The following is a 12,591-nucleotide window of genomic DNA, read 5'->3' on the forward strand; positions in this document are numbered from 1 at the left end:
TACCTTTTTGCCACAGTTTGCGCGATAGACAACTCGAGTACCCGGCACCACGCCAAGATACAGCAATCGCAAATTTAGTTTTTCATCATACTGTTAGCACAATAAATGAACAAGCAGGCTCACACTGGCCCGGCCTTTGCGTTTACCTGAGCCAAGGCCGCTGTGGCCGAACAGATAAATACAAGAAAAATCTTTCAACAAGACGAGGAAACTCACCATGATTTATGCCCAACCCGGCACTCAGGGTGCCCTGCTGCAGTTCAAGGATAAGTACGACAATTTTATTGGTGGAAAGTGGCTCGCACCGGTTGGCGGACAATACTTTGATAACCGTACCCCGGTCACCGGCGAAGTCTTCTGTCAGGCCGCCCGCTCTGACGCCCGGGATATCGAGTTGGCGTTGGATGCGGCCCATGCCGCCAAAGAGAGTTGGGGCAAGACTTCTGTCACCGAACGGGCCAATCTGTTACTGCGCATTGCCGATCGAGTAGAGCAGAGGTTGGAGATGCTGGCAGTGGCCGAAACCTGGGAAAACGGTAAGGCGGTCAGGGAAACCCTCAATGCCGATTTACCCCTGTTGGTGGACCACTTCCGTTACTTTGCCGGCTGTATTCGCGCGCAGGAAGGCAGCGCTGCCGATATTGATGCCACCACGGTCAGCTATCACTTTCCCGAACCTTTGGGCGTGGTTGGGCAGATCATTCCCTGGAACTTTCCACTCTTAATGGCGGCCTGGAAGATAGCCCCGGCACTGGCGGCCGGCAACTGTATCGTACTCAAGCCAGCGGAGCAGACACCGGTTTCCATCATGGTACTGCTGGAGCAGATTCAAGATTTGCTGCCTGCCGGGGTGCTTAATGTCGTCAACGGCTTTGGCGCCGAGGCGGGTCAAGCGCTGGCCACCAGCAAACGCATCGCCAAGTTGGCTTTCACGGGTTCAACCGAAGTGGGTTACCACATACTCAAGTGCGCCGCCGAGTCACTAATCCCCTCGACCGTGGAGCTGGGCGGCAAATCTCCCAACATCTATTTCGCCGATGTCCTGGAACAGGAAGACGACTATCTGGATAAGGCGGTCGAAGGCATGTTGCTGGCCTTTTTCAACCAGGGTGAAGTCTGCACCTGTCCCAGCCGGGTACTGATCCAGGAGTCCATCTACGACAAATTTATCGAGCGGGTCATCGCCAGAGCCCAGGGTATCAAACAGGGAGATCCGCTGGATACCGACACTCAGGTCGGCGCTCAAGCGTCACAGGAGCAGTTTGATAAGATTCTCAGCTATCTGGAAATTGGCCGCAATGAAGGCGCCAAAGTACTGCTTGGCGGTCAGGCCAACAATCTGCCGGGCTCCCAGAGTCAGGGCTATTATGTTACCCCGACAATACTCAGTGGCCATAACCGGATGCGGGTATTTCAGGAGGAGATCTTTGGCCCAGTCGTTGCTGTAACCACCTTCAAAGATGAAGCAGAAGCTCTCAGCATTGCCAACGACACTCAGTATGGTTTGGGTGCCGGCGTCTGGACCCGGGATATGAATCGGGCACAGCGGATGGGGCGGGGGATCCAGGCAGGACGGGTCTGGATCAACTGCTATCATGCCTACCCGGCACATGCCGCTTTCGGAGGATACAAAAAGTCAGGTATCGGCCGGGAGACCCACAAAATGATGCTGTCTCACTACCAAAATACCAAGAGTCTGCTGGTGAGTTACTCCACCAGTCCCTTGGGTTTCTTCTAAACCAAACACAGTAAAAACAAGCCCGGCTTCTGCCGGGTTTTTTATTAAACAAACTTAACACGTTAAATTAACATTTACTGATGCAAAACATATCAACAAATCAACTATTGAAAGAGGTTTTTACAAACACTAGTATTGTTTAGCTACAACAAGAAACATAAATAACAATATCTAAACAATTTCATAGGGAGTTGGTATGTTAAAAGAGAAATTGCTGGCGAACGCCATTCGCTTTTCACTTTTTGCAGCAACGGGTTTTGCTTCTCTGGCAGTGGCCTCTCCGGCCATGGCAGAGGAACAAAATGAGCAGCAGATTGAAAAAATCCAGGTAACAGGCTCACGTATTCTGCGTGAAGGTGCGATAGCACCAAGCCCGGTTACCGTAATTTCAGGCGAGTCCCTGATCAAAACAGGGGCCGTGAACATTGGTGAAGCACTCAACGAACTGCCAGCTCTGGCAAACACTTACTCACTGGCCAACTCAGGAAGTTCTATCGGTACTGCCGGTTTGAACTTGCTGGATATGCGTGGCATGGGCGCCTCCAGGACTCTGGTACTGGTCGATGGCAAGCGTCATGTAGCCAGTAGCCCTGGTACTTCTTCTATTGACGTTAACACCATTCCAACCGAGTGGGTTGAGAGTGTTGAAATTATCACGGGTGGTGCCTCGGCCATTTATGGTGCCGATGCGGTTACCGGTGTTGTTAACTTCAAGATGAAGAAGAAGATTGAAGGACTGACAGCCTCAGCCGCCGCCGGTATCGCCGATGACAGCGACTACAATAACCAGCGCTTTAGCCTGGCCTATGGCTCCAACTTTGATAACGATCGTGGTAACGCCGCCATCTCGGTCGAATACGCTCAGCAAGACCGCCTGGAGATGCTGGATCGCGACCAGACCGCTATCTCATGGTCTTCACTGACCAACCCACCCGGTAGTGACACTTACAAGACCCTGTACCAGAATGCCGGTTATTGGGGTATCAGTAATGCAGGTACCGTTGGCTTCTACGGTGGCACCCCAGGTGTTTATACCTTCAAGCCAGATGGCACGCCGGTCGAAGTAGGAACAGGTGAATTCACCGACGGTGTACTCTGTGCCGGTGAAGGCTGTGACTATATCAACCTGCGTCAGTGGGAAGAGCTGCAACCTGAGTTTGATCGTACCACCATCAACTTCAAGGCCAACTACGACTTTACCGATAGCCTGAATGGTTATTTTGAAGCCAAGTGGAGCCGAACCAACGCCACCACTTCAGGGCAGCCGGCGTTCTTCTTCTTCGATCCGGACAACACTCTGGTTACCCGTGATAACCCCTACATCTCTGATGAATTGGGTGCTTTGATGGATCAGGCCGGAGAAGGTTATGTTGTGGTTAACCGCTTTATGACCGATATGGGGCCTCGCGCTGAAGATGACGAGCGTACCACTCAAAGGTATGTGATAGGTCTAAACGGCGTTGTACTGGAAGACTGGGAGATGGAAGCCTATGCCATCTATGGCCAGACAGAGCAGACCCGTACCAACTACAACAACCTGATCTTTGAAAACTTCCAGCAGTCAGTCGATGCCATCCGCGATCCTGTCAGCGGCGAAATCGTCTGTCGTGACGCAGATGCCCAGGCCGCAGGTTGTGTGCCAGTCAATCTGTTTGGCGATGGAGCAGTAACCCGCGAAGCTGCCGACTGGTTCAGCACTACCACTGAAGGTACCGCCAAGATTGAGCAGTATGTCATTGGTGGCTCTATGTCCAACTCTGCCTTGTTTGAACTGCCTGCCGGTATGGTTGGTTTCGCTTCCGGTATCGAATACCGCAAGGAAAAGAGTAAGAGTAAAGAAGATCCATTTGCCGCCACCGGCGCCACCTTCTTCAACGCCCTGCAAAGTGAAGGCGGTGATTTCGATGTCAAAGAAATCTATGCCGAGATCTCTGTACCACTGCTGGAAGACCTGCCTGGTATCCAGAACCTGACGGTCGATGGTGCTATCCGTTACGCCGACTACTCCACTATTGGCGATGCCACCAGCTGGAAGTTGGGTCTGGACTGGACCATCATAGATTCACTGCGTTTACGCTCGACTCTGTCTACCGCTCTGCGTGCACCTAACATTGGTGAATACTATGGTGCCCAAGGCCAGAACTTCTTCAGTGTTGATGATAGCTGTAAAGCCAGTGAGCTGTCGGGTCTGAGCCCGGATCAGCAGGCGATTCGTGCAGCCAACTGTGCCGCTCTCGGTATTCCGGCTGACTTCGATTCCAACTATGACAGCGCCACCCTAGAAGGAGTTTCAGGTGGTAATGACCAGTTGGAGCCTGAAGAGTCTGACAGCTACACTGTCGGTCTGGTTTTCCAGCCTTCATTCGTTGAAGGTCTGGTGATGACTGTGGATTACTGGAACATTGAAATCACAGATGCTATCGCCAATATCTCTGCACAGAATATTATCGATCGCTGCGTGGATTCACCCACAGGTATCAACAACCAATACTGTGACTTGATCACCCGAGATCCCACCTCACACGAGATCACTAACATCACTCAGATTGTACAGAACGTAGCCAAGCAGGAAGCTTCAGGGGTCGACTTTGAAGTCGGCTATGACTTCCCACTATTTGGCGGCGATCTGCGCACCAACCTGCTGGGTACTTATCTGATTGAACGCAACGAGTATCCTTTCCAGGATGATGCGACCGATTTTGAAGAGTATGCCGGCACTCTGGGTGAAGCACAGTGGCAAGGTCAGTTGGTGCTGAACTACAGCTACGACGCCTGGAACCTGAACTGGAAGACACGTTATCTGGACTCGGTAGATCTGTATACACCACAGTTCCGCGCCAACTATGACGTGCCTTACTCCAATGTTATGAGCTATGGTTCATACAGTGTTACAGACCTGTATGCCACCTATGCCATGGATAATGGACTGGAGTTCGGTCTCGGGGTGGACAATGTGTTCGACCGTGATCTGCCAGGCAGCACCACTGGTACAGGTGCAGGCAGTGCCAGCTATGACAACATAGGTCGTTTCTTCTACCTGACTGTCAAATACGAGATGTAAGCGATTACCTCGCCTAAAAAAGCCCCGTAAGGGGCTTTTTTACTTTCTAGCGACTTTGATTCTCACTGAGAGAGTACACTCCTTAGCGGAATGGTATAATGCCCGCATCTGCATGCAATTAGGTAAACCCGTGTTCCACATTGCCCTCTATGAACCCGAAATCGCCCCCAATACCGGCAACATTATCCGTCTCTGCGCCAACAACGGCTGCGAGCTACACCTGATAGAGCCTTTGGGTTTTGATCTGGAAGAGAAAAAACTGCGCCGGGCCGGGCTGGATTATGGCGATCTGACCCGAGTAAACCGTTACCCGGATTTCCCGCACTTTCTCGCAGCCATGGCGGGCAAACGCATTTTGGCTTGCACCACCAAGGGCAGCCGGCCACATTCTGAGCTCGAGTATCGGCAAGGTGATGTGCTCTTGTTTGGCCCAGAGAGCCGCGGCCTGCCTCAGGAAATATTGCAAAGCATTGCTGCAGAGCACAGACTGAGGATCCCTATGGTGCCCTCCAGCCGCAGCCTGAACCTTTCCAACGCAGTGGCTATCATCAGCTATGAAGCATGGCGTCAACAGGGTTTCAGCGGCGCTAAATAAATCAGCGATGTTGCAGTGAGATGGCTCTGTAGGTTTGATAGCTATCCGAGTCCTCATCCAGATAGTGCAAATTCTGGCGCCAGAGCCAGCCGTCATTGTCGGCTTCGAATAGCAGTTGGATCAACGCCGGGCGTCCGCCGGACTGCCCTTCACCCAACAGGGAAAATCCGCTGCCCTGATGGTAAAGAGTGAAGGATTGAAAGCGTTCTTCGGTCACACCATCAAAGTACCAGAGCCCCACGCTGGGGTCTTGGTCTCTGAACCACCAGGTTTCACTCAGGGGATGGCGTGCCCCTTCACTGACGCTGAGTAACAACTGACGCTTGTCTTTACTGCAGATGGCATCCAGGCTGAGCTCCTTCGGGGTTTGTCCGCTTTGGGCGCCATCCCCCTGCCAATGGCCATTGAGCGCTTCACAGAATTGGCTAAAGGAGGCCTTGCCGGCCCAGGCGGGTTGCCAGGCCAAGGCCAGGGAAATAATAAACAGGCGTAGAAAATCAGAAGAGTTCGATATCGTTGTTGTTTTGCTTGAGATGTTCATCTTGATACTGGCTCAAAGCCTCGTTTAGTGGCATTCCCTGCAGCACAAGATCAAACATTTTGCGTTCACAGTCCAGCGAGTATGTCGACTTAATCGTACGCTGTAACATTTTCCAGGCATGTTCCGAGGTGCGACTATGCTCATCCCGCAGAACTTCCTCAGTCAGCGCCAGCCCGGTCACCACATGGTTGAGCCTTTGTGACAGGCGATCATAGAACTGAAAAGCCACTATGCCTTCATTGACCTTACCGGCCAGATGGCGGCCATGATCGCAGATCTCGGCCGGAGTATTCTCCTGAGTTTCCAACCAAGCATTCACCTCACGCAATTGCTCCGCCATGTCGGTAAACAGACTCCCTAAACCGGTGACATTGTGTTCACCGTCAGTCAGGGTCAACTCTATCTGAGCTATCGACAACAACAAGAGTTTTACCGTTTCCGAAATATGCAGCCATTGGGCCGAATCGAGTGAATCCAGAGTCGTGGGCGTTTCGAGCTGCTTGTTATCTGTCATGGTCATGGGGATCTCTGTGGCTGAGTGGCAGGCATAAAGAAGTTTAGGACATAAAACGCCTTTTGCCTCTTACCTGGCGCGGCCGGCAAACGGCAACCCGGTGTCGTGACTATGCGTTAGTACCCGGGGCGTTAGTGCCCAACTCCGCCAAATCCCACAGTCGAACCGCACCTGGCTCAGAACAAAGTTTCCCGATAAACAAGCCGATGAATTTCTGTTTTCGTAGCAGATCTATTGCACAGTTTCTGCGACAATCAATGCCAATGCTGTTATTGCCGGAGATCTCATGCACAGACTCAAGAGCCGTATCATCAGAGAGTGGGATTTCAACCACAAAGGCTGGTTGCTGGAGGCCGCACGCTTCCTGGCACCGCAGTTATTGGCGCTGACTCTGTGGGACGAGTCAGAGCGTAAGCCGCTGCTGGCCATTTGGCCTACCGAGGCGGACTCCCCCAGCTTGCTGCTGGATCTCACCCAATTTAAGGGGCATCCCCAGGTCTGTCTCTGGCATCAACAACTCACCTTGGTGGATGAAACCGGGCTCTGGATCTGGGATTCACTGACAGAAGATAAGGCGCAGCACTACCCCTTTGCCAATCCGGATGTGCTTTCCATGACTGTGGAGCAGCAACACTTCCACTTTCTGCCATTGCAGCTTTGCCCGCTGGATGACAATCAACTGCTGCTGCGAATGAGTTCCCCCAATACCCGTAAGGGCCGAGCCATTTCCTGGTTATTTATCAAGGATGATCAGTGTCACTTGGTCAACAGATACAAGGAGCCGGATGAACCTGAGCTCACCGCCTTAAAGCCGGGCAGCCCACACTGGCTGGAAGAGATCCAGGTATGTGACAGGCAGATTTTCTGCCTCTGTCAGGGGCAGTCTGCAGCGGACAGTCAAGAGACAATATTGGCAGAGTACAGATATGGCCTGCCGGACAGCCTATTTGGCAAGCTTTCCAAAATGCTCGGCAGTGGTCAGGAAAAAGATCTGCTCTTGCAATCGTCTCGCCTTCTGGCGCCCGGCAGCGCCCGTTTCAGCAATTGTGGGACACAGCTGTGGTTAAGAACCAAGGGCAACAATCGCTTCGAGTGTCATCCACTGGCCGAGGAGCAAAGCGCCTTTGAACTGGCACTAACCCAGGTTCAAAGTCTCGGTGACATCAAACCGGCCAAGGCTCAGGTCAGCTTTATGGATGACAGGCTGTTTGTCGTGAACGACAAACGCAGGCTGAACTTGTGTGAAGTTCAAGCCCCAAAGTAAAAGCGCGTATGCAGAATGATATAAAAAGCCACCTCAATTGAGGTGGCTGTCTGATTAAGTTGACCGGGTTAACCGCCGAAACCGACATCCTTGATATCGACCCGGGTCACCTCGCCATACTTGGCCGCTATCGGGGCTATCTTGTCGCCGCTGCCAATCAGCACCATCTGCAACTTATCCTTGGGGAAGTAGCTATCGACCAACTGCTTGGTCTGCGCCAGAGTCAGTCCATCCACCCGTTGCTGGAATTGATTGATATAGGACTCATCAAAACCGTACAGGTACATGTCTGACAGCAGACCGGCCAACTGGCCGCTGGTTTCAAACTTGGGCGGGAACTGGCCTTTGACGTAGGCCTTGGCTGAATCCAGAGTCTGCTGATCTATCCCTTTCTGCCACAGGCGGCTGTAGGTCTTGAGTGCCAAGTCAATGGCTTCCTCTGTAGTAGCCGACTTGGTGAAAGTACTGATCATAAACACCCCTGAGTCACGATAGGGAACGAAACCCGAGCGCGCGCCATAGGTCAAACCGGCATTCACCCTCAGCTCATCGTTGAGCCAGGAGGTAAAACGGCCACCGAGTATGCTGTTGACCACAGTCAGGCCCACATAGTCAGGGTTATCCTGAGTCACACCCAGGCCACCTATGGTGAAGGTGGTCTCTATCGCGTCCGACTTATCCACCAGCAAGACTCGGCTGGCAGACAGAGTCGGCAGCCCCTGCTTGAGGTCAACGGCACGCAGCGATTCACTGTTGCTCCATTGACCGAATGCCGCCTGCAGCTTGGCCTTCATCTGTGCCGGGTCGAAATCGCCCACCACGCTGATAGCGGTATTGGCCGGTTGATAGTAGCCCTTGTGGAAGGCTCTCAGCTGGTTGACCGTCAACTGGGACACAGACTCACTGGTTCCCGAAGTGGCATTGCCATAAGGATGCTGACCGAAGACCAACTTGTTGAAGTAGCGCCCAATCACGGACTTGGGACTCTCTTTCTCCTGCGCCAGCTCGGCGACTCTGCGGCTCTTGAGTTTATCAAATTCGGTGGCATCAAAGTCGGGACGGGTCAGCACATCGGCAAACAATCCCAGCATGGTATCGGAGTCTTTGGCCATAAAATCGGCGCTGAGGTAACTGCCCTCACGGCCGGCATCGGCATTCAGACTGGCACCGAGAAAGTCCACCTCCTGCTCTATGCTGGCCTTGGTGCGACCGGCGGCGCCAAGCAACAAGCCCTGAGCCGTTACCTCTGCCACACCTGCTGTGGTGTCATTGACGCTGCCGACTTTCACCACGGCGTTCAGGGTGATCAGCGGCACCTCTTTCTGCGGCATCAGCATCAGCGTCAGGCCGTTATCCAGAGTGACTCTTTCATATGTTGGCAGTACAAAGTGGCCGGTATCCTGGCTCACCTTCACCTGGGTAGACTGACAACCTGAAACCATCAAGGCTGCGGCAATGGCCACGGCGCCCAGAGAGGCCTTGAGAGAAAAAACCTTGCTCATTGATCCGCCTCCTCTTGTGCAGCCAGTACCCCCACAGTGCGGTTGGCACGGCGCAGGTATGTTTCTGCCACCCTTTGAATGTCGGCCACTGTGACCTGATTATAGGCATCCGGTGCCTGGAACAGCTTGTCGAAGCTACCGAAATAAAGTTCGTAGGTGCCCAGGGTGTTGGCCTTGCCATTGATGGTTTCCATACTACGATAGAAATCCATCAGCTTGATATTTTTGGCTTTTTCCAACTCTTCAACCTTAACGCCGTCACGGGCAATACGGTTGACCTCTTCGATCAATGCCTGCTCCAGAGTGGTGGCGCTGACACCTGGGGCCGCCACCCCAAGGATGTACAACAGGTTGGGGTCAAAAGACATGGGCATATAAGTCTCGGCGGCAATCGCCAACTGCTTGTCCACCAAAGCCTTGTAGAGGCGCGAGCTGTTGCCTTCACTCAGAATCGAGGTCAGCAGATCCAGCGCGTAATAGTCTTTATTGGTGGTGGCCGGTACGTGATAGGCCAGCATGATATTGGGCGTGCTGACAGACTCCTTCTTGACGAAGACCCGTCGTTCCCCTTTTTGCAGCGGCTCGACTGTCTTCACCGCCTTGGGTGGCTCTTGCGCCGGGATAGGGCCAAAGTAACGCTGGGCCAGACGCTTGACCTCGGCCAGCTTAACGTCACCGGCAATCACCACAACCGCATTGTTGGGGGCATAGTAGGTCTTGTGATACTGCACCAGATCTTCCAAGGTCCAGGCCGCAATATCAGATTCATGGCCAATCACAGACCAGCTATAGGGATGCGCCCTGAAGGCCACACCTTTTACCTCTTCCTGCAGGGTACGCCAGTTGGAGTTTTCCAGCCCTGTGGTACGCTCGGAGGCAACTACGCCGCGCTCACTCTCTACCATCTCGGCATTGATATCCAACGCCGCAATCCGATCGGCTTCCAGATCAAAAATGGTTTCCAGAGCATTGGAAGGGAACCAGTCGGTATAAACGGTCACGTTTTCAGTAGTGTAGGCGTTGTTGGCGCCACCGGCCGCTTCCATGGTGCGGTCAAACATCTTGGGGCCGTATTTCTTGGAGCCATTGAACATCATATGCTCGAAGAAGTGGGAGATCCCTGTGATCCCGGGCACCTCGTTGCGTGAACCCACCTTCCAAAACAGATACATGTTGGCATTGGGAATGGATGAATCCTCCAATACCATGATTTTCATGCCGTTATTCAGGGTAAAACTCTGAATATCTTCGGCCGTGGTCGCCTGTGTTGTCGCCGCACCAAGAAGGCTGGCTGACATCAGCAGGGCGGTCAGCGTACGCTTCATTGGGTCGCTCCTTGGCTGATTGCTGATTTCAAAAGATCCAATATCGGGTAAAAAAGCACTGTAAATCAAGTAACAAGTGATACGGAATTGTCAGATTTTGTAAGCAAAATGCTTTATCCCGTACGGTTTATTTGCCGCTTAAGCTGGTGAGTGCCAGTGTGGTCAACGCCTCTACCCCCGTCTTGAACGCTGCTTCATCGGCATAGAAATAGGGGGAGTGATTGCTGGCCGCCGTTGCCGGGTCAGTCCCCTCAGGAGTTACCCCAAGAAAGAAGAAAACCCCCGGGGTTTCTTGCGCGTAGAAAGCAAAGTCCTCAGCCCCTGTGATAAGCCCGGGTTCCACCAGCCTCCCCTTGCCGACCACTTGCTCCAGCAAGGGCCTGACTTCGGCCACCAATTCAGCACTGTTCACCAGCACAGGATAGCCTTGGACTATCTCTGTCTTCGCCTCAGTGCCATTGGCTTGCGCTATCAATTCGGCGGTCTTGCTCAGTTGCTGTTTGATATTGGCCCGGCTCGGCTGATCAAAGGTTCTGATGGTGCCGATAAGCTCAACCTCATCGGGAATGATATTCGAACGTATCCCGCCGTTGATGGCACCAAAGCTCAATACTGCGGGGCCGGCAGTCAAATCAGTGCGGCGGCTGATAATAGTTTGCGAGGCACTGACAATTTGTGCCGCGGCCACTATGGGGTCGGCGCCATTCCAGGGACGGGAGCCATGGGTTTGACGTCCTTTAACCTGGATACTGAAAGAGTCTTCACTGGCCATGGTTGGCCCGGCTCTGAGCCCTATCATGCCTGTTGGGAGATTCGAGGTTACATGCAGCCCAAAAACACGTTCGGGTTTGGCGGCAAACAGCCCCTGCTTCAGCATCAACTCGGCGCCGCCTTCTTCCCCTTCAGGCGCTCCCTCCTCCGCCGGTTGGAAAATAAACATCACCTCACCATGAAGCTGAGATCGCAAGTTGCTCAGGGCTTCGGCCACCCCCATCAAGATAGCCACGTGGGTATCGTGACCACAGGCATGCATGACACCCACCTCTTGCCCACGGTAGTCGGCCTTAATCTTGGAGGCAAAGGGAAGATCCACGGCTTCAGTAACAGGTAAGGCGTCCATGTCGGCCCGAAGAGCGATCAAGGGCCCGGGATAATCGCCCTTGAGCAAGGCAACAACGCCGGTATGAGCCACACCAGTCTGTACTTCCAATCCCAAAGATTGCAGGTGCTCACTGACCTTGGCGGCCGTGCGAAACTCACGGTTGGACAACTCAGGGTGCCTATGCAGATCCCGCCGCCATTCAATCACTTTTGGCTCCAACTTGGCGGCTTGCTGCTGCGCCAGCACATTAGGGTCGGCTGCGAATACGGCAAATGGCAACAACAAGACGGGAAGCAGGCTCAGTCCCGAGACAAAAGATTTCATAACATCTCCCTGTTAGTCTGAATGGTTTGGACGGCAAGCACTTTAACTTGGGGGCTGAAGTACAGCTGGCTTAAGGTTCTATCTGCTTCTGTTTCAGCTTCTTCATCTTGGGCTCTTCGATCTTGCGCTCTTTGGCCGCCGCCTCTTTGGCTTCCTGCAAGTATTTCTGTTCCCGCTGCGCCCTCTCATCAAACTGTTTTCTGGCTTTTAGCCTTTGCTCCTCCTGCCATTCACCGGATTGCTGGCGTTTGAGCACCTTCTGTTCCCGCTCGGCAGTTTCCTTGGCTGCGGCCCTGGCTTTTTCCAGTTGTTCCTGCTCCAGACGCCGGGCATCTTCACTGGCTTTTTCACTCAATTGAGTCAAATCGGCCGCACTCACGCCAAAGGCCAGCAGCCAGCTCAGTAACAGTATTAATCTCGCCATAATTCACTCCTGCATGAGAGAGAACAAAAATCCATCTTCCAAGGACTATCACACATTTTTTCACCAGTTTGACCGATAATGAACATTTTTAGCAACAAAACGAAATTTTGATTGAGCCACAGAGTAGATCTGTTTAGTTTTAAAACCAAAGGATTGAAGTATTGACAAAGGGAAGTGGTTCTCAGCGGGAGAACGACAAGG

Annotated in this window: 10 protein-coding genes; 4 read left to right on the plus strand and 6 right to left on the minus strand. The window is 52.9% G+C overall.

Annotation, left to right across the window (positions count from 1 at the left end):
• The first annotated feature begins 217 nt into the window (after positions 1 to 217).
• From exaC to E1N14_RS20540, 3 genes are all read left to right on the plus strand, one after another.
• Positions 218 to 1,738, plus strand: coding sequence for an acetaldehyde dehydrogenase ExaC (gene exaC / locus E1N14_RS20530; RefSeq protein WP_025010762.1), 1,521 nt, complete (start codon positions 218 to 220; stop codon positions 1,736 to 1,738).
• Positions 1,739 to 1,934: 196 nt separating this feature from the next.
• Positions 1,935 to 4,799 (plus strand): TonB-dependent receptor plug domain-containing protein, encoded by a 2,865-nt coding sequence (locus tag E1N14_RS20535; protein WP_025010761.1) that lies wholly within the window; start codon positions 1,935 to 1,937, stop codon positions 4,797 to 4,799.
• A 130-nt stretch (positions 4,800 to 4,929) separates the two neighbouring features.
• Complete coding sequence (locus E1N14_RS20540) at positions 4,930 to 5,394, plus strand: tRNA (cytidine(34)-2'-O)-methyltransferase (RefSeq protein ID WP_025010760.1); 465 nt, start codon at positions 4,930 to 4,932, stop codon at positions 5,392 to 5,394.
• Position 5,395: 1 nt separating this feature from the next.
• Here E1N14_RS20540 and E1N14_RS20545 read toward each other — a convergent pair whose 3' ends face one another.
• The gene (locus E1N14_RS20545; RefSeq protein WP_025010759.1) at positions 5,396 to 5,935 is read right to left on the minus strand and encodes a hypothetical protein; all 540 of its coding nucleotides are present in this window, start codon (positions 5,933 to 5,935) and stop codon (positions 5,396 to 5,398) included.
• On the minus strand, positions 5,892 to 6,455 hold the full coding sequence (locus E1N14_RS20550) for a hypothetical protein (RefSeq protein WP_025010758.1): 564 nt from the start codon (positions 6,453 to 6,455) through the stop codon (positions 5,892 to 5,894). The genes E1N14_RS20545 and E1N14_RS20550 overlap by 44 nt, the downstream gene beginning before the upstream one ends.
• A gap of 280 nt (positions 6,456 to 6,735) precedes the next feature.
• Between E1N14_RS20550 and E1N14_RS20555 the strand changes: the two genes are divergently transcribed.
• Positions 6,736 to 7,713, plus strand: coding sequence for a hypothetical protein (locus tag E1N14_RS20555; RefSeq protein WP_025010757.1), 978 nt, complete (start codon positions 6,736 to 6,738; stop codon positions 7,711 to 7,713).
• Between the two features lie 68 nt (positions 7,714 to 7,781).
• Here E1N14_RS20555 and E1N14_RS20560 read toward each other — a convergent pair whose 3' ends face one another.
• The 4 genes from E1N14_RS20560 to E1N14_RS20575 form a co-directional block, all read right to left on the minus strand.
• Complete coding sequence (locus E1N14_RS20560) at positions 7,782 to 9,155, minus strand: M16 family metallopeptidase (protein WP_420877400.1); 1,374 nt, start codon at positions 9,153 to 9,155, stop codon at positions 7,782 to 7,784.
• Positions 9,156 to 9,211: 56 nt separating this feature from the next.
• Positions 9,212 to 10,540, minus strand: a complete 1,329-nt coding sequence (locus E1N14_RS20565; RefSeq protein ID WP_025010755.1) for a M16 family metallopeptidase — start codon at positions 10,538 to 10,540, stop codon at positions 9,212 to 9,214.
• 127 nt (positions 10,541 to 10,667) lie between these two features.
• Positions 10,668 to 11,966 (minus strand): amidohydrolase, encoded by a 1,299-nt coding sequence (locus E1N14_RS20570; protein WP_062793403.1) that lies wholly within the window; start codon positions 11,964 to 11,966, stop codon positions 10,668 to 10,670.
• A 70-nt stretch (positions 11,967 to 12,036) separates the two neighbouring features.
• Positions 12,037 to 12,390 carry a hypothetical protein gene (locus tag E1N14_RS20575; RefSeq protein ID WP_025010754.1) on the minus strand — a complete coding sequence of 118 codons (354 nt, stop codon included), beginning with the start codon at positions 12,388 to 12,390 and terminating at the stop codon, positions 12,037 to 12,039.
• Positions 12,391 to 12,591 lie beyond the last annotated feature (201 nt).

The sequence above is a fragment of the Shewanella algae genome (assembly GCF_009183365.2).
Lineage (GTDB): Bacteria > Pseudomonadota > Gammaproteobacteria > Enterobacterales > Shewanellaceae > Shewanella > Shewanella algae.